Below are 21090 nucleotides of genomic sequence, written 5' to 3' on the forward strand. Positions count from 1 at the left end.
GGTGTGATCCACACCGCAGTGTTCTTTGGTTTATCCACAGGATTGACTACAATGGATTAATACCTTTCCCCCGCTGAGCTGGTTACTGAGTTCCATAAGTGGCCACCGTGGCGGGGTCTTTGCTTGTTTGACCACAAAAAGGAGAAGTCCGTGTCTACCCCCAACAGCGCAACGGCAGCTTGGCTCACCCAGGAAGCTTTTGACCGCCTGAAGGCACAGCTGGACCACCTCTCCGGCCCCGGCCGGGCGGAAATCGTTCAGAAGATCGAAGCTGCCCGGCAGGAAGGCGACCTCAAGGAGAACGGTGGCTACCACGCGGCCAAGGAGGAGCAGGGCAAGATCGAGGCCCGCATCCGCCAGCTCACCGCCCTGCTCCGGGACGCCCACGTCGGCGAGTCGCCGGCTGACGACGGCATCGTGGAGCCCGGAATGATTGTTGTCGCCAGGATCGCGGGCGATGAGGAAAGCTTCCTGCTCGGCTCCCGCGAGATCGCCGGCGATTCCGACCTCAACGTCTTCAGCGAGAAGTCCCCGCTGGGCGCCGCGATCGTCGGCCACAAGGAGGGCGACAAGCTCAGCTACACCGCCCCGAACGGCAAGGACATCACGGTGGAGATCATGTCCGCCAAGCCGTACGTCGGCTAAGCACTCGGGCATGCCGCCCAGCGGCGGAATACCTTAACGCAGAACGACGCCGGCCCTCCCCTTTCGCGGGAGGGCCGGCGTCGTTCTTCTGTGCCTGCCGGCCCTACCGTCCGGCGCGCAGCGCACCGGCACGCCGGGTGCTCAGCAGCAGCGCGGCTGCGACGCCGCCGATCGCCCCGCCGAGGTGCGCCTGCCAGGAGACGAAGCTCGCCACGGTGGGCAGGATGCCGAAGAGGATGCCGCCGTAGCTCATGAACAGCACGACCGACAGCACGATCTGCCACCAGTTGCGGTTGAAGAATCCACGCACCAGCAGGAAGGCGAAGAGGCCGAAGACCAGGCCGGATGCACCCACGGTCACCTTGAACCCGCCGATCAGCCACACCACGGCCCCGGACCCCAGCCAACTTGCAGCCAGGGCGGTGATGAAGACCCGCCGTCCGGACAGGAACACCAGGAATCCGAAGATGATCAGCGGGAGGGTGTTGGAGATCAGATGGGCCAAATTGGCGTGCAGCAGCGGGAACGTCAGGATGTCCACGATCCCGTCCGGGCCGCGCGGCCGCAGCCCGAAGGTGCTGTTCAGGGAATGGAACAGCACGGTGTTGATGATCTCGATCACGTACAGCAGCAGCACGAAGGAGCCCACCACAAGCAGTCCCATGCGGGCCCGCACCGCGGTGTTGCCTGCACCTGGCCGTTCGTCCCGGGAAGAGTCGAGGGTCATGGGGCCTAGTGCACCACGATCGGCTGGAAGCCCTCGGCCCGGAGTGCCGCGAGGACCTGTTCGCAGTGTTCGTGGCCCTTGGTTTCCAGGTTCACCGTGATGGAGACGTCGCCCATGCTGATCGACCCGCCCACCCGGGTGTGGTCCAGGCCGGTCACGTTGGCGTCATTCTCGGCGATGATCCGGGCGATCGTGGCCAGCGAGCCGGGACGGTCGTCCAGCATCATGCGCACCGTCATGTAACGGCCCGCGGCGGAGAGTCCGCGCTGGATGACTTTGAGCATCAGCATCGGATCGATGTTGCCGCCGGAGAGGACCACCGCAACGGTTCCGGGGTTCTCGATCTTGCCTTCCATCAGCGCGGCGACGCCGACGGCCCCTGCAGGTTCGACCACCATCTTGGCGCGTTCCAGCAGGAAGATCAGTGCCCGGGCCAGGGCGTCCTCGCTGACGGTGACGACGTCGTCCACGAGTTCGCGGATGATGCTGAAGGGCAACTGCCCGGGCCGGCCCACGGCGATGCCGTCGGCCATCGTGGAGACGCGCTTGAGCGGCACCAGGGCGTCCGCGGCGAGCGACGGCGGGTAGGCTGCGGCGTTTTCGGCCTGCACCCCGATGATGCGGATTTCCCGGCCGAGTTCCCTTGCCCGGGCCTTGACGGCCACGGCGACGCCGGCGAGCAGCCCCCCGCCGCCGACGCCCATCAGGATGGTGTCGACGTTGGGGACCTGCTCGAGGATTTCGAGGCCGACGGTGCCCTGGCCGGCAACGACGTCGACGTCGTCGAACGGGTGGACAAAGACGGCGCCGGTTTCGTCGGCGTAGCGCTTCGCTTCGGCGAGGGCCTCATCGACGTTGTGGCCGTGGAGCACCACTTCGGCGCCGTGGCTGCGGGTGGCGGCGAGTTTGGGCAGGGCGACGCCGAGGGGCATGTAGATGCGTGCCTTGATGCCGAGGCTCTTGGCCGCGACCGCCACGCCCTGGGCATGGTTGCCGGCCGAGGCGGCCACGACGCCGCGCTTCTTCTCTTCCGGGGAGAGTTTTGCCATCCGCACGTAGGCGCCGCGGACCTTGAAGGAGCCGGCACGCTGCAGGTTCTCGCATTTGAGGATCACCTCGCCGCCCACCATGCTGCCGAGGGCACGGGATGACTCGACCGGCGTCCGCGTAATAATCCCGTCGAGCAGCTTCTGCGCCTCCAGGACATTGTCCAGCGTGACGGGCAGGCTCTTAAGGGTAATCACGAACGAGTCTCCTTCTTCGGATCAGGCTCCGGCGCCCCGGCCGGCATCGCTGCCCGGGTCACCATGGTGGTGTGCGGCGTCCCCCCGGTTGCCGGGCGTTCGGCCCGGCAGGTGGACGTCTCTGAAAGTGTTGTCGGCGCCGGGCTCGGCAGGGGCAAGGACGCCCTGATGACCCGCGGCTGCAAGCACCTCATCATGTTCCCACGTTCTGCCGGCAATGTAGCGAACCGACGAGTTTGCTACGGCGAGGATCGGCACGGAGAACAGCGCCCCCGGTATCCCGGCGAGGTAGGATCCGGCCGCCACGGACAGGATCACGGCCACCGGATGCAGGGCGACGGCCTTGCCCATCACGAGGGGCTGCAGGATGTGGCTCTCCAGCTGCTGCACCAGCAGCACGATGCCCAGCATGATCAGCGCGTTGACGGGCCCGTTGGCCACCAGCGCCAGCAGGACGGCGACGGCCCCGGTGACGAGCGCACCGACAATGGGGATGAAGGAGCCGAGAAAAACCAGGACGCCCAGCGGCAGGGCGAGCGGCACTCCGATGATGGCGGCGCCGGCTCCGATGCCGACGGCGTCCACGAAGGCCACGAACATCTGGATCCGCGCGTAGCTGACCATCGATGTCCAGCCCTTCCGGCCGGCTCCGTCTGTGGCGGCTCGGGCCTTCCGGGGCAGCAGCCGGACGAGGAAGCCCCAGATCCGGCTGCCTTCGAGAAGGAAGAAAATCAGTACGAAAAGGGACAGGACCAGTCCGGCGGCGAAGTGGCCCGCGGTGCTGCCGAAGGAGAGGGCGCCGCTGAGGATGCTGCTGCTGTTGTTCTGCAGCGCGGCGGTGCCATCTTTGAGGTACTGGTCGATCTGGGCGGCGGACAGGTGCAGCGGCCCCTCGGAAAGCCAGCCCTGGATCTGCTGCACTCCGGCGAGCGCCTGGCTCCACAGCTCGGCAAAACCGGATACTAGCTGCCGTCCCACCAGGGCGAGCGCGCCGGCGATGATCCCGATGAAGCCCAGGACCGTGATCGCCACCGAGCCGCCCGTGGGCACCCGGTGCCGCGTCAGCCACCGTGTGACGGGGCTGAGCAGTCCGGCCAGCAGCGCCGCCACCATGACCGGAATGATGAGGAAGCTGATGCGCCCCAGCAACCAGATGAGGGCTCCGCTGAACAGCAGGATCAGCCCCAGCCGCCAGGACCACGCTGCCGCGATACGGATGCCGTAGGGAATGTCCTGGTCCAGTTCCCGGTCCGTCATCACCCGGAGGGGCGCGGCCCGTGGGGCGGAATCGGATGCGTTGCGCGGTTCGGCGGCGTCAGCTGGCGTCATAGCCCCATGATTCACCAGCGGCGCCCGGATGGGAAACCCCGCAGTAGCTTGCCTAGCCCAGGGACGCGCTGATGCCCCAGCTCATCGCGAACTCCTCCCCCGGCGCGAGCCAGCGCAGTCCGTCTCCGCTGTTGAAGGCGTTGGCCGGCCCGGTCATGGGTTCGATCGCCACCGCCTTGGCCCGGCCCGGGAACTCCGTGGTGATAAAGACGTGGACGTAGCCGCAGGCAGCGTCCTGCCAGAGGCTCACGCTGCGCCCGTCCGCCGCGTGCAGCGTGTGGCGGGCGACGCCGCCGTCGAACTCCAGGTCCGTGTAGGCGGAGTCGATCTCCAGCCCGGCGACAAGCCGGCCGCCGCGCAGGTCAAAGTCGCCGCTGACCGGTTCGGTGCCGCGCGGAATGTGCCGGGCGTCCGTCACGAGCCTCGTGCCGGCGCCGACGGTCACGGTGAGCTCCCCGCTGGGCACGTCCCCCAGCCGCAGGTACGGGTGGGCGCCGAGGACAACCGGCGCGGGCTCCTGCGAGTCGTTGATGAGGGTCTGCCGGACCACCAGCCCCAGGTCCCCGGCCAGTTCGTAGCGGACCCGGTGACGCAGCAGGAAGGGGTAGCCGTGCTGGGGGAAGACCACGCCTTCGAGCGTGACCGAGAACTCCGATTCGTCCACGAGGCCGTAGGAGGTGTTGCGCAGCAGCCCGTGGCTGGCGTTGTTGCGCGACACCTCGGTGATGTCGAGCTGCTGCTTCCTGCCGTTCAGGTACCAGAGCCCGTCTTCCACCCGGTTGGCCCATGGAGCCAGCGTGATCCCGGTGGCGCCGGGCGGGATCTCGCCGTCGCCGTAGCTTTCGGTCAGCTGGGTGCCGCCGCGGCTGTACAGCCGGAGCCCGGCGGCCAGCTCGGTCACGACGGCGAGGGCGTCGCCGCGCCGCAGCTCGTACTGCCGGCCCGAGGCGTGGCGGGGAACGGGCGTCGTCTGATCCATGCGCACCACCGTACAGACCGGCCCGGCAAGCCGTATACCTTGGACCCATGAGCCGCACTTCGAAAGCTGCACAGCCATGACCGCCCCCCTCGGCACCGGCGAACTCGCCGCGCTGTTCCGGGGCACTTTCGGCGCGGCCCCCGACGGCGTCTGGCAGGCCCCCGGCCGCGTCAACCTGATCGGCGAGCACACGGACTACAACGAGGGGTTCGTACTGCCCTTCGCGATCGACAGGACGGCCCGGGTGGCGGTCCGGGTACGGCCGGATTCGACCCTCCGGCTGCTGTCCACTTTCGGCAACCAGGGCCTGACGACGGCGGATGCCGGTGCCCTGAACCGCGCCACGGCGCGCGGATGGACGAAGTATCCGCTGGGGGTGCTGTGGGCGCTGCAGCAGCGTGGGCTCCCCGTTCCCGGCCTGGACCTGCTCCTGGACTCGGACGTGCCCCGGGGCGCGGGGCTGGCCTCCTCCCATGCCATCGAGTGCGCCGTCATTACAGCGCTGAACGAGCTCACGGCCGCCGGGCTGGGTTTCGAGGACATGGTGCTGGCCACCCGGCGCGCCGAGAACGAGTTCGTCGGCGCGCCCACGGGCATCATGGACCAGTCGGCCTCGCTGCGCGGCTCACCCGGACACGCCGTCTTCCTCGACTGCCGGGACCAAAGCATCCGCCTCGTGCCGTTCGACGCCTCCCGTGCCGGGCTCCAGATGCTGGTGATCGACACGAAGGTGTCGCATTCCCATGCCGGCGGTGGCTACGCTGCCCGGCGCGCCTCCTGCGAGCTCGGGGCGGAGGTGCTCGGGGTGGCGTCCCTGCGCGATGTGGGACTCGAGGATCTTGATGAAGCGGGCGGGCTCCTGGACGAGGAGACATTCCGCCGGGTCCGCCACGTCGTCACCGAGAATGACCGCGTGCTGCAGACGATCGAGCTGCTCCGCAGCGCCGGACCCCAGTCGATCGGTCCCCTGCTCGATGCCTCCCATGCCTCGATGCGGGACGACTTCGAGATCTCCTGTCCCGAACTGGACCTCGCGGTGGAAGCTGCACGCTCGGCGGGCGCCCTCGGCGCCCGCATGACCGGAGGCGGCTTTGGCGGCTCCGCGATTGCGCTCACGCCGGTGGGGGCGGTACGGCAGGTGCGGACCGCCGTCGAACGGTCTTTTGCGCAGGCCGGCTACGCCGCGCCGGACGTCTTCAGCGTCCGCCCCGCGGCCGGGGCCATGCGCCTGGCATGACCGGAGCGTAGGCTGGGCGCATGTCAGAAGCCGTCATCGTTTCCACTGCCAGAAGCCCCATCGGACGCGCCTTCAAGGGCTCGCTGAAAGACGAGCGGCCCGACGACCTGGCTGCCGCCATGGTGACGGCCGCGCTGGCCAAAATACCAGCCTTCGACGCCGCGGACACGAACGGCCAGGGCCTCGACGACCTGTATCTGGGCTGCGCGGAACCGAGCGGTGAAGCAGGCTCCAACATGGCCCGGGTGGTCGCCATCCTGGCCGGCCTAGACAACGTCCCGGCCGCCACCGTCAACCGTTTCTGCGCCTCCAGCCTGCAGACGCTCCGGATGGCCTTCCACGCCATCAAAGCCGGCGAAGGCCAGGCCTTTGTATCGGCGGGAGTGGAGGCGGTGTCCCGGTACCGCGACTGGGCGGGGGCCGGGGAAGCCGACGCCAGCACCCACAATCCGCTTTTCGACGCCGCCCGGAAGCGCACGGCGGCCCGCGCCGCCTCCAACACGCCGTGGACGGACCCCCGGCTGGGCGGCCGGATGCCGGACATCTACATTTCCATGGGCCAGACCGCCGAGAACGTCGCCACCAGCTATGGGATCAGCCGGGCGGACCAGGACGCTTGGGCCGTGCTCAGCCAGAACCGCGCCGAAGCGGCCATCGCCTCGGGCTTCTACACCCGGGAGATCACGCCGTACACCCGGAAGGACGGCGTCGTGGTCGACCGGGACGATTCGCCCCGGGCGGGTGTCACCTACGAGTCCGTCAGCGCCCTGCAGCCCGTCTTCCGCAGCGAAGGCACCGTCACCGCCGGCAATGCCTGCCCGCTGAACGACGGCGCCGCCGCCGTCGTGGTCATGAGCGACGTGCGGGCGCGCGAACTCGGGCTGGCGCCGCTCGCACGGATCGTGTCCACCGGCGTCAGCGCCCTCTCCCCCGAGCTGATGGGCATGGGCCCGGTGGAGGCCACCCGGCGGGCGCTGAAGCTCGCCGGGCTGGGCATCGGGGACATCGACCTCGTGGAACTCAACGAGGCGTTCGCGGTCCAGGTCGTGGCGAGTGCCAAGGAGCTCGGGATCGACCACGACAAGCTCAACGTCCACGGCGGCGCCATTGCGCTGGGGCACCCGTTCGGCATGACGGGCGCCCGCCTCGCCGTGACCCTGCTGAACGGACTCCGGGAGCGGGATGCGCAGCTCGGGCTGGCCACGCTGTGCGTCGGCGGCGGGCAGGGCATGGCAGTGGTCCTCGAACGGCTGGGCTGAGCCGCAACGCGCCCGGGCCGCAGTCCACCCGGGCCGCAGGAGCGGCATGCAGAAGGGAGCCCCGCCCTGCGGCGGGGCTCCCCTGTCAGCTGGTTCCCGGGACCGATCGTTAGTCGTCGCCGATCGTTAGTCGTCGCCGCGGAGGATCGCCAGCAGGCGGATGATCTCGACATACAGCCACACGAGGGTGACCGTGAGGCCGAAGGCAGCGGTCCAGGAGAAGCGCTGCGGGGCGCCGCTGTGGACACCGGCTTCGATGCTGGTGAAGTCCATGATCAGGGAGAACGCGGCCAGGCCGATCGCCAGCAGGCCAATGAAGACGCCCAGCGGAATGCCGAAGATCTCCACGCTGGTCCGCAGGCCGAATGGGGAATCGACGGCGCCGGTCCACATCATGACCATGTTGATGAGCGCGAAAACGGCGTAGCCGATCATCGCGATCATGAAGAAGCGCATGGCCTTCGGGGTGGCGCGGACCTTGCCGCTCTTGAAGAGCACCAGGGTCACGGCGAAGACCGAGAGTGTGCCGATGACGGCCTGCAGGCCCACGCCCGGGAACATTCCGTCGAGGATCCGCGTCAGACCGCCGAGGAAGAGACCTTCCAGTCCGGCATAGGCCAGGATCAGCGCCGGTGAAGGCTGCTTCTTGAAGCTGTTGACGAGCGCGAGGACGAAGCCGCCCAGCGCGCCGACGATCATCAGCATGGAAGCCAGGCCCTGAGCCACGACGAGGGTCACGGCTGCGCCGGCGATGAGTACACCGAGGCAGGCGGCGGTCTTGACGATGACATCGTCAAAGGTCATGCGGCCGGTATCGGCGGGCCCGGCGGCGGGCCGGTTGTACATGTCCTGGAGCTGGTCCTGGGTCATGCCCTGCTGGGCTGCGCCAAAGCCGCCCTGGCCGTGCTGTCCCGAGGCGTAGCCGTTCTGACCGTAGGCTCCTTGCCCGTAGGCCTGCGGGGCAGGCGGTGCCTGGGTGGCTCCACGGAAGTTCTTTCCGTTGAAGATCGGGTTTCCGCCAAGTGCCATTGCGGGTGTCCTCCAAATAAAGGGGGTGAATGATGATCCGGTGGTGAGCCGTTAGTCCATGGTTACAGCTCACGCTACCAATTTCCACGACTGGCGGGCAGGGATAGTTCCCCCGGGGCCCCGGCCGCAACCCAACCGTGATCTCCCCGGCGCGGTTTTCCGCCCTGCGGCCGCCGCAGACTCCGAATGTTTAGGAATACTCGGAATCAACAAAAGTTTTCTTTAGCGCAGGTAAACCACAGCACGGGCGGGCTTCACGGTTGTTACCCGATCGCGACGTTCTCGCTGCTCGCAGCGGCATTCATTGCCCTGAACGGGCTGTAACATGGGCCACACAGGGTGACGAACATCACAAGCTATACCGTTTTCTATCCATCCGCATCGCACCACGCACCACCCCTCGTCCCCTGACCGATCGCAGCGGTTGCAAAGGCGCAACCCAGACCACCCCCATGTGGAGGTTTTCAATTTGAGAAGCACACCGAGAGGCCTGTCGCAGAGACGGCGCGGCAGACTGCTGAAAGCTGTGGGGGCCGTTTTCGCCGCCGCGGCCGCGCTACTGCTCATCGTCGCACCGGCATCCCAGGCCACGACTCCCTCGCCGGCACCATCCCCGTCGGCAACCACGTTCCAGAACAGCATCAGCGGCTTCCTCCGCGGCGACGACCGCGCCCCGATCGCCGACGTGACCATCACCGCCAAGAGCGGTGACTTCACAGGAACCACGAAGTCGGGAGCCAACGGCTCATGGACCATCGGCGTCCCCACCCAGGGAACGTACGAGGTCCAGCTGGACGAATCCACACTGCCGGAGGGCATCAAGCTCGCCGACGGCCAGGAGAATCCCCGCAAGGTCACCTTCAGCCAGACTTCCAACCTCTCGGTGATCTTCGCCTTCGGCAAAGGCATCGTCATCCAGCAGCAGGACTTCGGCCAGAACCTGCTGAACCGCCTGGTGGCGGGCCTCAGCTTCGGACTGCTGCTCGCCCTCGCCTCCGTGGGCTTGTCGCTGATCTTCGGCACCACCGGCCTGACCAACTTCGCGCACGGCGAAATGGTCACCCTCGGCGCCGTCCTGGTCTTTGCCTTCAACGCGATGCACCTCCCGTTCTGGCTGGCCATCCTGCTCGCCCTCCTCGGCGGCGGACTCTTCGGCTACGTCCAGGACGCCGGCCTGTGGAAGCCGCTGCGGCGCCGCGGCACCGGCCTGGTCCCGATGATGATCGTCAGCATCGGCCTCGCACTGGCCGTCCGCTACGTGATCCAGTTCTACTTCGGCGGTGCCACACAGCAGCTGCCGTTCGCCCAGAGCCCGGAGATCCAGATCGGCCCGGTCTCCATCTCCCCCAATAACCTCTGGTCGCTTGTCATCAGCGCCGTCGTCATCGCGCTGCTCGGCATCGTCCTGCTGAAGACCCGGCTGGGCAAGGCCACCCGCGCGGTGGCCGACAACCCGGCGCTGGCTGCGGCCTCCGGCATCGACGTCGACTCGGTCATCCGGATCGTCTGGGTCACCGGCGGCATGCTGGCCTCCCTCGGCGGCATCCTGTGGGCGTACTACCGTCCCGGCGTCACCTTCGACATGGGCTCGCAGATCCTGCTACTCATCTTCGCCGGCGTCACCCTGGGCGGCCTCGGCACGGTCTTCGGCGCCCTGATCGGATCCGTCATCGTCGGCATCTTCGTGGAGCTGACTACCGTGTTCGGCCTCGCCGCCGACCTCAAATATGTGGGAGCACTGTTCATCATGATTGTTGTCCTCTTGTTCCGGCCTCAGGGCATCTTGGGCCGTCGCGAGCGCGTGGGTTAGGAGACAGCCATGGACTTCGGATTCATTTTCTCAAGCGCTGCCAGTGAAATTTTCAGCCCGACGACGGCGGCGTACGCCCTTGCCGCCCTGGGCCTTGCGGTTCACTTCGGCTTCTCGGGCCTGCTCAACTTCGGCCAGGCCGGCTTCATGGCGGTGGGCGCCTACGGCTTCGCCATCTCCACTCTGACGTTCCACGTACCCTTCTTCGTGGGCCTGCTGATCGCCGTGGTCGCCTCGTCCATCTTCGCCCTGCTCCTGGGCATACCCACCCTGCGCCTGCGGGCGGACTATCTGGCGATCGTGACCATCGCATCCGCCGAAATCGTGCGCTACATCGTCACGACCAACCAGCTCACCTCCGTGACCGGTTCGGCCAACGGCCTGGCCGCCTTCGAAGGCGGGTTCTACTCCATGAACCCGTTCCCTGCCGGTTCCTACCTCGGCATGAACAACCGGGACTTCTTCATCCGCGTCGTCGGCTGGGGACTCGTGATCGTCTGCTGCGCGCTGGTGTGGCTGCTGATGCGCAGCCCGTGGGGCCGCGTCCTGAAGGGCATCCGCGAAGACGAAAACGCGGTCCGCTCGCTCGGCAAGAACGTGTACGCGTACAAGATGCAGGCACTGATCATCGGTGGTGTGCTCGGCGCCCTGGCGGGCATGATCTTCACTCTCCCCCGCGGCGCGATCCAGCCGGCGAACTACGGCACCGAGCTGACATTCTTCCTGTACACCTGTCTGCTGCTCGGCGGCCTCGGCACGGTGCTGGGACCGGTTGTCGGCGGCCATGATCTTCTGGGTTGTGCTGTCACTCACACAAGGCATCCTGTTCGGCCTGATCGAATCCGGCGCCGTGACCTGGCTGAACACTGTCCAGGCCGGGCAGCTCCGCTTCATCCTGGTCGGTGTCGCGCTGATGCTGCTGATGATCTTCAGGCCCCAGGGCGTCTTTGGCAACAAGAAGGAGCTGGCGTTCGCATGAGCGAAAAAGCAACAGACGAAAACCACAACACTGACAACATTGATTACATGACGGACGCCCGCCCGATCGCGGCCGGGGAGGCAGTACCCGGCTGCAAGAAGCGCGATCCCATCGTGGTGGCGGAGAACGTCACCCGCAGCTTCGGCGGCATCAACGCCGTCGACGTCGAATACCTTGAGATCCCGCGGCACAAGATCACGGCGTTGATCGGCCCGAACGGTGCCGGCAAGACCACCCTGTTCAACCTGCTCACGGGTTTCGATATCCCGAACTCGGGCACGTGGCAGTTCGAGGGCAACAGCATTGCCGGCGTTTCCTCGTACAAGGTTGCCCGCATGGGCATGGTCCGGACCTTCCAGCTGACGAAGGTCATGGGCAAGCTCACCGTCATGGAAAACATGCGTCTGGGCGCGTCCCACCAGTCCGGCGAGCGGCTCTCCAAGGCCCTCTTCAAGGGCATCTGGGGCGGCCGCGAAAAGGAGATCACGGCCGAGGCCGAAGTTCTGCTGGAGAAGTTCAAGCTGGACGCCAAGAAGGACGACTACGCGGCGTCGCTGTCCGGCGGCCAGCGCAAGCTGCTGGAAATGGCCCGCTCCCTCATGGTCCGGCCCAAACTGGTCATGCTCGATGAGCCGATGGCCGGGGTCAACCCGGCACTGACCCAGTCCCTGCTGGACCACATCAAGAACCTCAAGGCCGAGGGCATGACCGTGCTGTTCGTCGAGCACGACATGAACATGGTCCGCCACATCGCCGACTGGGTCGTGGTGATGGCCGAGGGCAAGATCGTGGCCGAGGGCCCGCCCGCCGACGTCATGAAGAACCCGGCCGTGATTGACGCCTACCTGGGCGCCCACCACGACGTGGATCTTGGTGACTCGGAAGGCATCAAGGAGCTCGCCGCGGAACTGGTGGCCGATGAGGAATCGATTGTCGGCACCGAGAATGCCGGCATCATCTCGCTCGACGTCGTCGCCGCCGAAGCCACGGAGCAGAAGGCCAACGGGACGGCCCACGGCCGGCGCAGCCTCGACGAGCCGAACCGCACAGAGAAGGATACAGAATGAGCGCCACCAGCGCGGCGCCCGCCGCACAGACCGTGCACGATGAGGACTCGGTCGTCAAGGTCACCGATCTGGTGGCCGGTTACCTCCCCGGCGTCAACATCCTCAACGGCTGCAGCATCGAGGCCCGCAAGGGTGAGCTGATCGGCATCATCGGCCCCAACGGCGCCGGTAAGTCGACCCTGCTGAAGGCGATGTTCGGCCTGGTCAAGGTCCACTCGGGTTCCGTCGTGGTCCGCGGCCAGGACATCACCGGGCTCAAGGCCAACAAGCTGGTCAGCCGGGGCATCGGCTTTGTACCGCAGAACAACAACGTGTTCGCGGCGCTGACCATCGAGGAAAACCTGCAGATGGGCATGTTCCAGCGGCCCAAGGACTTCTCCGAGCGCTTCGACTTCGTCACGGGCCTGTTCCCGGAACTTGGCAAGCGGCGCGCCCAGCGGGCCGGCTCCCTCTCCGGCGGCGAACGCCAGATGGTGGCCATGGGGCGGGCCCTGATGATGGACCCGGCCGTGTTGCTGCTCGATGAGCCCTCGGCTGGTCTCTCCCCGGTCAGACAGGACGAGACGTTCCTCCGGGTCCATGAGATCAACCGGGCCGGCGTCTCCGTCATCATGGTGGAGCAGAATGCCCGCCGCTGCCTGCAGATCTGTGACCGCGGCTATGTCCTGGACCAGGGCAAGGATGCCTACACGGGCACCGGACGGGAGCTCATGAAGGACCCCAAGGTCATCCAGCTGTACCTGGGCACCCTGGCCGACGAAGTCGACTAGCTCCCCGGGCAGTATCCCCGCAGAAGGGCCGTCACCAGCCGGTGGCGGCCCTTCTGCGTGCCCGGCGTGGTTCCAAGTGCGCTGGTACCGTCCGGGCGCCTCCGCAGCCACTTGCTCGGCGCCTGCGCTCGTTCCTCACGCAACAACGGCGCTTTCACAAGCGCCTGCCTCCGTCGCCCTCAGCGCTTGTCTCACCTGCCCGCTCCCCCGGCAGAATGACGACGGCGGCACGCAGTGCCGAGAGTTATGGGCGGGCACCCTGCGGGCGTAGCCGGAATTCCATGGTCGGACGCGCCGGTGCTCTCCCTGACGCCCCTCGGCAGCTCCCGCGCACCCAAAAGACCCCCGTCCGGAGTGGACGGGGGCCTTTTGGGTGTCGGGAGGAAGCGGCTTAGAGCTTGCCGAATTCTTCCTTGGACGCCTTGTAGGTGTTGTCATCCTGGTACTCGTAGATCCCGACGTAGGCTTCCGTCGGGTCGCCGGCGTCGGAGAACGTTACGGGGCCGGACTGGCCGTCGTAGTCGATGTCCTTGCCGTTACGGAGCAGGGTGACGCAGGAGGGGAAGTCGGTGCACTTCTCGCCAACTTCGGAGACTGCCTTGAGCTGCTTGGCGATGTCGACGCCCTTGGTGCTCTTGGCGGCCTCGGCGGCCAGGGCGATCAGGTTCACAGCGTCGTAGGACTCGCCTGCGTAGCTGTAGTCCTTCAGCGCCGGGTCGATCGCCAGCAGCTTCTTCTTGAAGTCCTCCTTGGCGAAGGTGCCTGGGATGGTGCCCTGGGCGCCCTTCATCGTGCCCGGCTGGAAGTCCTTGCTGTAGTCGGACGTGTTGCCGTCCACAAGGAACATCTGGGTGGGCTTGATGCCCTTGCCCGTCATCAGCGGGACAATGCTCTTGGCCTGGTCGAAGGTGATCAGGGCAATGGCATCCGGCTTGGCCGCGATGACCTTGTCCACCTGGCTGCTGAACTGGGAATCGCCTTCGTTGAAGAGTTCCTCGGCGACAACTTTGCCGCCGGCCGCCTCGAACGCAGCCTTCACATTCTTCGCGAGGCCGGTGCCGTACGCATCGTTGAGTACGATCATGCCGACGGTCTGGGCTCCACAGGTGGCCATGTAGTTGCCCAGGACCTTGCCCTGGAGCACATCCGAGGGGGCGGTGCGCCAGTAGAGGCCCTTGTCGTCCCAGGTGGTGAAGTCCGGCGAGGTGTTGGCCGGCGAGAACTGGACCACACCGGCGCCGGTGATCTGGTTGATCACGGTCTTCGTCACACCGGACGATGCGGCACCTACGATTGCGCTGACGCCTGACCCAAGCAACGCGTTGGTGGACTGGGTGGCGATGTCGGTCTTCGTGTCGCCGGAGTCGCGGTGGATAACCTCGACCGGTTTGCCCAGCACGCCGCCGGCATCGTTGATTTCCTTAATGCCGAGGTTGACACCCGCGATTTCGGGCGGGCCGAGGAAGGCCAGCGACCCGGTGGTCGGCAGGAGCGAGCCGATCTTCAGGGGGGTGTCGGTGGTGGTAGGGGAAGCTGGCACTGCGCCGCCGGCGCCGGCCGCAGTGGTGGCGCTGCCGGTTGCACTGGGGGCCGGGCAGGCGATGCCTGCGGCCTTGGCGGTGGCGGATCCTGTCGACGTCGGGGTGGACGAGCCACCACAAGCCGTAGCCAGAAGGGCGACGCCGATGCTAAGCGCTGTGAGCTTAGCGATGCGGGGCGCCACCTGGGGGAGTGAAGTCATGTAGAAATCTCCTCGATCTAAAGGTGCGAACGGCCTTTGATGCGAAAGATCAGGTGTTCCTGATTTAACTTCAAGCTAATGCAAATTTGGCGCGAACATAAGTGACTACGGTCACATCCTTATAACACTCGTTGCATAGAGGAAATCAGCGGTGTGATCCGGCTGGCCCTGGACAGGGGCGGCCGGGAGCGGAAAGGCGGGCTCTGCTCTCAAATGACCGTCGAGACGCGCATCGGCTACGCACCCGGAACCGCTGTCGCGAGCAACGGAATCCTGCTGTGCCCCAGGTGGGATTCGAACCCACAACACGCGGATTTTAAGTCCGCTGCCTCTGCCAGTTGGGCTACTGGGGCGCCCGGTCCATGCTATCCCCTCGGGCAGCCCTCCGCTCCTGCCGGAGTTCAGCCAAACGGCCCGGCGTAGCGGAAGGTCCCGCTGACTCCGCCCGGCCAGACGGCCAGCGGAAGCAGCTGGAAGTGCACGCCCCAGGCAGGGTCCGGGGCCTCGACGCCGAGGGACGTGGACGGCACGAAGCCGAACCGCGAGTAATACTCGGAACTTCCCAGCAGCGCGATCCCCCGCTCCCGCGCGGCGTTCGCGCGGGAGATAGTTTCCTTCATGAGCGCGGACCCGATGCCGTGGCGCTGCAGCCGCGGCACCACGCCGATGGGACCCAGGCCAAGGAGTTCCAACTCCCCCACCCGGCCCCGGGTGCTGATCACATGGCCCACGACCTCGCCGTCGAGCTCCGCCACGATGCTGAAGTCCGGCAGGTATTCCTCGCACTCAAAGAGCCGGGCCAGCAGCTGCACCTCCTCCGGTTCGCCTTCGACCGGCAGCCCGGTGACGGGCGAGACGGAGAAGGCCGCGGCCGTGAGGGCGAGGATGGCGGGGCGGTCTGCGGGCTGTTCGCTGCGCAGCACGAGTTCCGGCGCCGGCTTCTGCTCTCCGCTGGCGGCGACCATCTCGTGCAGAACCTCCAGCGCACGGTCGGCGTCCGCCACGGGGACCAGCAGATGGTCGTGGTGGAAGCCTGCCAGGACATTGCAGCTGATTTTCGCCTCGGTCAACGCTGCGCTGACGGCTGCCGTCAGGCCCACTGCCTCGAGCGAAGAGTGCACCTGGAGCGTGATCCAGGCCCCGACAAAGTCATAGGACAGCCCTTGGCCGTCCGCGTCGGCCCGCGGCAACACCACGGTGAGGCCTTCCGCCTCGCGGACGGCTGCCGCGATCGCGCCGGCCAGGGGTCTACCATGTGGCCACAGGACGTAGACGAACTCGCCCGCGCGGAGTTCGGGGCGCATGGTAGCCAGAAGAGTGTTCAGGTCCTTGTCAGCGCTCATGCAGCCAGTCTAGGTGCGCGGCGTGCCCGGCCGTCCTCCAACGGCTGCCGGCGGCTGGCCAAACGAAAACAGCGGCCGCTCCCCGGGAGGGGAACGGCCGCCGTCGAAAGGCTGGCGCTGGCTACTTGGAGTCGGCCGGGACAGCTTCCTTGCTTTCGGCCGTCGCAGCGTCTGCTGCCGGCTTGCCGGCAAGCGGGGCAACGGGGGCCGCGGCCGGCTTGGGTGCCGGGGTTGCCGCTGCCACGAAGGCGCCGCGCGGGTTGTCCAGGTCCATCAGCTGGGTGGTGTCGCGCCCCAGGAAGAGGGCCCAGAACCAGCCGGAGATGACGCGGATCTTGCGTTCGAACGTCGGGATGGCCAGGCCGTGGTAGCCGCGGTGCGCGAGCCAGGCCAGCGGGCCCTTGAGCCCGATGCGGCCCAGGAGGTTGATGTTGGCAACACCCTTCCACTCGCCGAAACCGGCAACCGCGCCCAGGTTCTTGTGCCTGTAGTCCTTCAGCGGCTTGTCCCAGCGGGAAGCCCACAGGTTCTTGGCCAGGCGCTTGGCCTGACGCAGCGCGTGCTGGGCGTTCGGGACGCAGGTACCGTCCGGCAGGCCGCTGCCCGTGAGGTCCGGCACGGCCGCAACGTCGCCGGCAGCCCAGGCGTTCTCGATGATCCCTTCGTCGCCGGCGATGCGCAGGTCCGGGAGGACACGGACGCGTCCGCGCGGCTCAAGCGGGAAGTCGGTGGAGCGGACCATCGGGTTGGCCTGCACACCGGCAGTCCAGACGAGGGTGTCGGACTCGAATTCCTGGGCGGGGGTCTTGTCCGGGAGGTTGATGAGCTTCACGGAACCCTCGGCGTTGTCGAGGGAGGTGTTGAGCAGGACCTCGATGCCGCGGCTGCGCAGGTGCTCGACCACCCAGTCGGCCTGCGAGGCGGTGACCTCGGGCATGATGCGTCCCATGGCCTCGACGAGGACGAAGCGGACTTCCTCCTGCTTGACGCGCGGGTTGTTCTTGACGGCAGCGCGGGCGAGATCTTCCATTTCGGTGATGCACTCGATGCCGGCGAAGCCGCCGCCGACGACGACGAAGGTCAGCGCGCGGGCGCGTTCGGCCGGGTCCGTCATGAGGGAGCCGGTTTCAATGCGCTCCAGGACACCGTTGCGCAGGGCGACGGCCTCCTCGATGGTCTTGAGGCCGATGCCCTTGTCCGCGAGGCCCTTGATCGGGAACGTGCGGGTGATCGCGCCGGCAGCAACGACGACGTCGAAGTAGGGAACCTCGAAGTTTTCGCCGCCGTCGGCCGGGGCAACCACAGCGGTGCGGTTGGCGTGGTCGATGGAGAGAACCCGGCCCTGGATGAGCTCGGTCTGCTTGAGGTGCTGACGGTGCGAGACCACCGCGTGGCGTGCCTCGATGTTGCCGCCGGCAACTTCGGGGAGGAAGGGCTGGTAGGTCATGTAGGGCAGGGGATCAACGACGGTGACGATGCCACCGGCATTCGCGATCTTCTTCTGCAGTTTGAGGGCTACGTACAGGCCGACGTACCCGCCGCCGACGACGAGTACCCTGGGACGGTCCTGGAGCTGAGGGGAGGATGCCATTGGTCAAGGATACCGTAGTTTGTGAAAAACTTCACTAACTCCTGATTTCCCCCAACCGACTCGCAGTAGTTGCCGCTTTGAGCGCTCATAACGACAACTACTGCGGGCTAGTTGGGCTTGCCGGAATCCACCGAATCCAGCACCCCGGTTTCCGGCCCGCCGGAGCCGTCCGGAACCCCCGGAGGGTTCCGCACGGCCCGGCGGAGCTGGAAGACCGCAGCCCCGACGATGCACAGGAACAATCCGCCGAAGCCCAGGATCACGACAGCCGGAACGGCACTGTCCAGCTGCGAGGGCTGCTCCGCCACCGGCACCGTTGCCTCGGGCAGGGTCGGCGCGGCGCTCGTCGGGGTGGGGGCTGCCGCGGCCGGCGTCGTCGCCAGGTTCCCGCGCCGGTGGACGCGGATCCACTCCGAAATGGAACCCAGCGGGTTGGCCTTGGTTTCGGTCACATCGGCCTTGAGTGCCGCCTCGGCGTCAAGCACACCGAAGCCGTAGAGCGGGTCCTTCCCAGGCGCGCCGGCGTCCTTCGCGGTGCTGACGATTCTGTTGATGACCTGGCTGGCGGTCATGTCCGGCCACTTGGACCGGATCAGGGCGGCGACGCCGGCGACGATGGGGGTGGCGCCCGAGGTGCCGGCCCATTCGGCGTAGCCGACGCCGGGCACGCCCCCGACCAGGTTCTCCGCCGGGGCTGCGACGCCGATGCTGATGCCCTGCGAGGAGGAATCGATGCTGGCCGTCCCCTTGCGGTCCAGCCCGGCCACGGTCAGCACGCCGGGGATGGTGGCCGGGGCACCGACCTGCACGTTGCCGCCTACCCGGTTGCCCGCGGCGGCCACGATCACGACGTCCTTCTGCTCGGCGTAGAGGAATGCCGCGTCCCAGCTCTGCGGCCACTCCGGGGAGGTGCTGCCAAGCGAAATGTTGATGACGCGCGCGCCGTTGTCCACGGCCCAGCGGACCGCCTCGGGGATCTGGTCCTGGTCACTCTTGCCGCCGGGGTTGGCGGATCCGAGCCAGGTGGAGACGGAAAGCAGCTGGGCCTCGGGGGCAACGCCGACGATCCCGTCCGGCCCGACGGTGGGGCGGGGCCGTGCGCTGGCGCTGGCGCTGGCGCTGGGGCTGGGGCTCGGCGTGGATCCTGCGGGCTGGTGGCCACGGCCGGCGAGCATGGTGGCCACGAGGGTGCCGTGCTCCGGTTTGGCACCGATGCTCGTCTGCCCGTCCGGGCTGCCGGCACCGGAGATGTCAACTCCCCCGGCCAGGACTCCCGCCAGGTCCGGGTGCCTGCCGTCCACGCCGCTGTCAATCACGGCGACCTTGACGTTGGCACCCTTGGAGACTTCCCAGGCCTTGGTGATTCCCGATTCTGCGAGCCAGTATTCCTTGTCGCGCCAGGAATCGGCGTGGGCCGCGGGGACCCCGGCCAGCGCTGTCGTGAGGGTGCCGCCCACAAGGGCCAAGGCCATCAACGCGGAGGCGGTCCGGCGGGGCCGGGCTGTTGCTCTGGTCATTCGGGTCCTATCGGCGGTACAGCGGTTGCACCGCGGCCGGGAGGCGCTGCGGCAAGTTGGAGCGGTCGGCCGGTCCGGCCGGTACGTAGATCCGGTTGACGGCGGATCCGGCTGATGCCCGGGCTAGCTGATACTGAGGGCAATGCCGTCAAGGATATCGTGTTCGCTGGAGACGGCCGTGGTGATCCTTCCCCCTGTGACTTCCGCCAGGCGTTCCAGGACGCGGCGCCAAACCAGTCCGCCTGCGCCGATCACGTCCGCACGGCCGGGGTGCATGTACGGCAGGGCGGCACGCTCCGCCCGCGTCATTTCAAACAGTTCGGTACACGCCCGACGGACGGCAGCCAGGGGGAGCTCGGTGCCGTGGATTGCCTCCGGGGAGTACTCGGGAAGGTGCAGGGCATGGGCTGTGATGGTGGTGACGGATCCCGCCACCCCGACGACGGCGGTGGCGCGGTCCAGCGGCACGGTCCGTGCAGCCTCGCTGATGGCGGCGTCGACGTCGGCTTCCGCCGCGGCGATCTGCTCCGCCGTCGGCGGGTCGCTGCGGAGGTGGCGCTCCGTCATCCGGACGCAGCCTACGTCGACGCTCCTGGCGGCGATGACGCCGTCGGCGTTTCCCAGCACGAACTCCGTGCTGCCGCCGCCGAGATCGACAACAAGCACCGGGTCCTGTCCCCGGGAGGGCAGCACGCTGCTGGCACCGGCGAAGGACAGGGCTGCTTCCTCGTCGCCCGTGATCACTTCGGGTTCGACGCCAAGGAGCTCGCGGATCCCGTCGATGAAGGCCTGCCGGTTCCCGGCGTCCCGGGTGGCCGAGGTCGCGACGAAACGTATTCTCCCGGCACCGTGGCGGCGGATCAGTTCGGCGTACTCCCGGGTGGCGGCGAAGGTGCGGTCCAGGGCTTCCGGGGCGAATTCGCCGGTGGCGTCCACTCCCTGGCCCAGCCGGACGACACGCATTTCACGCACGACGTCCGTGAGCCGCGGCACGGCACTGCCGGCCCCAGTGTGGACGTCTGCGATGAGCAGTCGGATGGAGTTCGTGCCGCAGTCGACGGCGGCGACGCGGGTCACTGGCCGGCCTCCGGCGACGCGGCGCTGCCGGCGTTCTCCGCGCGGGCGCTGCGGACGGGGGCCGGCCGGCCCACGATCTCGGGAAGGCCCTGCGGTCCGTGCCGGCTGAGGTCCTGCGAGGGGACCTCGCCGCCGGTGTCCCAGGCGCCGCCGCAGTAGCAGCGGTCCTTGGTCCACCATTCGGCGATGGCGGCAATGGCTTCGTCGCCGAGCGGATTCACGCCGGGTCCGGCGGCAAGGGAATGGCCCACCAGGACGTGCAGGCATTTGACGCGGGTGGGCATACCGCCGGCGGAGATGCCGTCGATCTCGGGCACCGCTCCGATGCCGGACCGGGCGCCGATCTCCGCCCGGGAGGCCAGGTAGGCCTCGTGGGCTGCACGGTAGCCGGCGGCCAGCGTCTCATCGCCGCCCAGCCGCTCGTTCATCTCGTTCATCAGCCCGGCCGCCTCAAGCCGGGAGACTGCGGAAGTGATGACCGGGTGCGTCAGATAAAAAGTGGTGGGGAACGGCGTGCCGTTGCTCAGCCGGGGTGAGGTGGCCGCGACGAGCGGGTTGCCGCAGACGCACCGGGCCGGGATTTCGACGACGTCACGGACGGGGCGTCCCAACTGCCGGCTCAGTACGTCAAGGTCGTGCGGTGAGGGCTGGCGGGATTCCTGTGGCGCGGCTGACGTGCTGGCTGCATCGGGGTTTCCTGCCGCCGCGGCCCCTGCCATGAGGCTCTCGTCCACTCGGTTCTCGTC

At 67.5% G+C, this 21090-nt stretch carries 17 protein-coding genes, 1 tRNA gene and 1 pseudogene; 7 read left to right on the forward strand and 12 right to left on the reverse strand.

Annotated elements, in window-relative coordinates; translation table 11 throughout:
- Positions 1-150 precede the first annotated feature (150 nt).
- Positions 151-645, forward strand: coding sequence for a transcription elongation factor GreA (greA, locus tag ACVWZ8_RS02060; protein WP_426976525.1), 495 nt, complete (start codon positions 151-153; stop codon positions 643-645).
- A 103-nt stretch (positions 646-748) separates the two neighbouring features.
- On the opposite strand, the gene ACVWZ8_RS02065 is transcribed toward greA, so the two are convergent.
- Genes ACVWZ8_RS02065 through ACVWZ8_RS02080 form a run of 4 tightly spaced genes read right to left on the reverse strand, consistent with a single transcriptional unit; the run spans position 749 to position 4924 of the window.
- Positions 749-1372 carry a rhomboid family intramembrane serine protease gene (locus ACVWZ8_RS02065; RefSeq protein WP_456503633.1) on the reverse strand — a complete coding sequence of 208 codons (624 nt, stop codon included), beginning with the start codon at positions 1370-1372 and terminating at the stop codon, positions 749-751.
- Positions 1373-1377: 5 nt separating this feature from the next.
- Positions 1378-2616, reverse strand: a complete 1239-nt coding sequence (ilvA, locus tag ACVWZ8_RS02070) for a threonine ammonia-lyase (protein ID WP_426976523.1) — start codon at positions 2614-2616, stop codon at positions 1378-1380.
- Between the two features lie 21 nt (positions 2617-2637).
- Complete coding sequence (locus tag ACVWZ8_RS02075) at positions 2638-3945, reverse strand: AI-2E family transporter (protein WP_426976522.1); 1308 nt, start codon at positions 3943-3945, stop codon at positions 2638-2640.
- A 52-nt stretch (positions 3946-3997) separates the two neighbouring features.
- Entirely contained in the window at positions 3998-4924 is a 927-nt protein-coding gene (locus ACVWZ8_RS02080) for an aldose 1-epimerase family protein (protein ID WP_456503634.1), read from the reverse strand.
- Positions 4925-5000: 76 nt separating this feature from the next.
- Here ACVWZ8_RS02080 and galK point away from each other — a divergent pair, with 76 nt between their 5' ends.
- Together galK and ACVWZ8_RS02090 are read left to right on the forward strand one after the other, a co-directional pair.
- Complete coding sequence (galK, locus tag ACVWZ8_RS02085; RefSeq protein WP_456503635.1) at positions 5001-6161, forward strand: galactokinase; 1161 nt, start codon at positions 5001-5003, stop codon at positions 6159-6161.
- Positions 6162-6181: 20 nt separating this feature from the next.
- Positions 6182-7420 carry an acetyl-CoA C-acetyltransferase gene (locus tag ACVWZ8_RS02090; protein ID WP_456503636.1) on the forward strand — a complete coding sequence of 413 codons (1239 nt, stop codon included), beginning with the start codon at positions 6182-6184 and terminating at the stop codon, positions 7418-7420.
- A gap of 126 nt (positions 7421-7546) precedes the next feature.
- On the opposite strand, the gene ACVWZ8_RS02095 is transcribed toward ACVWZ8_RS02090, so the two are convergent.
- Entirely contained in the window at positions 7547-8449 is a 903-nt protein-coding gene (locus tag ACVWZ8_RS02095) for a Bax inhibitor-1/YccA family protein (RefSeq protein WP_456503637.1), read from the reverse strand.
- 526 nt (positions 8450-8975) lie between these two features.
- Here ACVWZ8_RS02095 and ACVWZ8_RS02100 point away from each other — a divergent pair.
- From ACVWZ8_RS02100 to ACVWZ8_RS02115, 4 genes and pseudogenes are all read left to right on the forward strand, one after another.
- Complete coding sequence (locus ACVWZ8_RS02100) at positions 8976-10259, forward strand: branched-chain amino acid ABC transporter permease (protein WP_426976517.1); 1284 nt, start codon at positions 8976-8978, stop codon at positions 10257-10259.
- A 9-nt stretch (positions 10260-10268) separates the two neighbouring features.
- Positions 10269-11238, forward strand: a pseudogene (locus tag ACVWZ8_RS02105) (branched-chain amino acid ABC transporter permease).
- Positions 11235-12305, forward strand: a complete 1071-nt coding sequence (locus ACVWZ8_RS02110) for an ABC transporter ATP-binding protein (protein WP_426976515.1) — start codon at positions 11235-11237, stop codon at positions 12303-12305. The pseudogene ACVWZ8_RS02105 and the gene ACVWZ8_RS02110 overlap by 4 nt, the downstream one beginning before the upstream one ends.
- Positions 12302-13075, forward strand: coding sequence for an ABC transporter ATP-binding protein (locus tag ACVWZ8_RS02115; protein ID WP_426976514.1), 774 nt, complete (start codon positions 12302-12304; stop codon positions 13073-13075). The genes ACVWZ8_RS02110 and ACVWZ8_RS02115 overlap by 4 nt, the downstream gene beginning before the upstream one ends.
- Positions 13076-13466: 391 nt before the next feature.
- Here the strand turns inward: ACVWZ8_RS02115 and ACVWZ8_RS02120 are convergent, their stop codons facing one another.
- The 7 genes from ACVWZ8_RS02120 to ACVWZ8_RS02150 form a co-directional block, all read right to left on the reverse strand.
- Positions 13467-14816, reverse strand: a complete 1350-nt coding sequence (locus ACVWZ8_RS02120) for an ABC transporter substrate-binding protein (RefSeq protein WP_456503638.1) — start codon at positions 14814-14816, stop codon at positions 13467-13469.
- A gap of 279 nt (positions 14817-15095) precedes the next feature.
- Positions 15096-15169, reverse strand: a tRNA-Leu gene (locus ACVWZ8_RS02125).
- A 48-nt stretch (positions 15170-15217) separates the two neighbouring features.
- Entirely contained in the window at positions 15218-16159 is a 942-nt protein-coding gene (locus tag ACVWZ8_RS02130; protein ID WP_456503639.1) for an N-acetyltransferase, read from the reverse strand.
- A 121-nt stretch (positions 16160-16280) separates the two neighbouring features.
- Positions 16281-17750: an NAD(P)/FAD-dependent oxidoreductase gene (locus tag ACVWZ8_RS02135; protein WP_456503640.1), complete on the reverse strand. Its 1470-nt coding sequence runs from the start codon at positions 17748-17750 to the stop codon at positions 16281-16283.
- Positions 17751-17857: 107 nt separating this feature from the next.
- Entirely contained in the window at positions 17858-19267 is a 1410-nt protein-coding gene (locus tag ACVWZ8_RS02140; RefSeq protein WP_456503641.1) for a S8 family serine peptidase, read from the reverse strand.
- Between the two features lie 123 nt (positions 19268-19390).
- On the reverse strand, positions 19391-20344 hold the full coding sequence (locus tag ACVWZ8_RS02145) for a Ppx/GppA phosphatase family protein (protein WP_426976508.1): 954 nt from the start codon (positions 20342-20344) through the stop codon (positions 19391-19393).
- Positions 20341-21063, reverse strand: a complete 723-nt coding sequence (locus ACVWZ8_RS02150) for a DUF501 domain-containing protein (RefSeq protein ID WP_456505895.1) — start codon at positions 21061-21063, stop codon at positions 20341-20343. Before ACVWZ8_RS02150 ends, ACVWZ8_RS02145 begins: the two co-directional genes overlap by 4 nt.
- Between the last annotated feature and the right edge of the window lie 27 nt (positions 21064-21090).

Source organism: Arthrobacter sp. UYCu723 (assembly GCF_054059215.1).

Coding starts and splice junctions, on each gene's coding strand:
- ACVWZ8_RS02065 (WP_456503633.1), bottom strand. CDS start 1,372: ATGACCCTCGACTCTTCCCGGGACGAACGGCCAGGTGCAGGCAACACC.
- ACVWZ8_RS02075 (WP_426976522.1), bottom strand. CDS start 3,945: ATGACGCCAGCTGACGCCGCCGAACCGCGCAACGCATCCGATTCCGCC.
- ACVWZ8_RS02080 (WP_456503634.1), bottom strand. CDS start 4,924: ATGGATCAGACGACGCCCGTTCCCCGCCACGCCTCGGGCCGGCAGTAC.
- galK (WP_456503635.1), top strand. CDS start 5,001: ATGACCGCCCCCCTCGGCACCGGCGAACTCGCCGCGCTGTTCCGGGGC.
- ACVWZ8_RS02090 (WP_456503636.1), top strand. CDS start 6,182: ATGTCAGAAGCCGTCATCGTTTCCACTGCCAGAAGCCCCATCGGACGC.
- ACVWZ8_RS02095 (WP_456503637.1), bottom strand. CDS start 8,449: ATGGCACTTGGCGGAAACCCGATCTTCAACGGAAAGAACTTCCGTGGA.
- ACVWZ8_RS02110 (WP_426976515.1), top strand. CDS start 11,235: ATGAGCGAAAAAGCAACAGACGAAAACCACAACACTGACAACATTGAT.
- ACVWZ8_RS02115 (WP_426976514.1), top strand. CDS start 12,302: ATGAGCGCCACCAGCGCGGCGCCCGCCGCACAGACCGTGCACGATGAG.
- ACVWZ8_RS02120 (WP_456503638.1), bottom strand. CDS start 14,816: ATGACTTCACTCCCCCAGGTGGCGCCCCGCATCGCTAAGCTCACAGCG.
- ACVWZ8_RS02130 (WP_456503639.1), bottom strand. CDS start 16,159: ATGAGCGCTGACAAGGACCTGAACACTCTTCTGGCTACCATGCGCCCC.
- ACVWZ8_RS02135 (WP_456503640.1), bottom strand. CDS start 17,750: ATGGCATCCTCCCCTCAGCTCCAGGACCGTCCCAGGGTACTCGTCGTC.
- ACVWZ8_RS02140 (WP_456503641.1), bottom strand. CDS start 19,267: ATGACCAGAGCAACAGCCCGGCCCCGCCGGACCGCCTCCGCGTTGATG.
- ACVWZ8_RS02150 (WP_456505895.1), bottom strand. CDS start 21,063: ATGGCAGGGGCCGCGGCGGCAGGAAACCCCGATGCAGCCAGCACGTCA.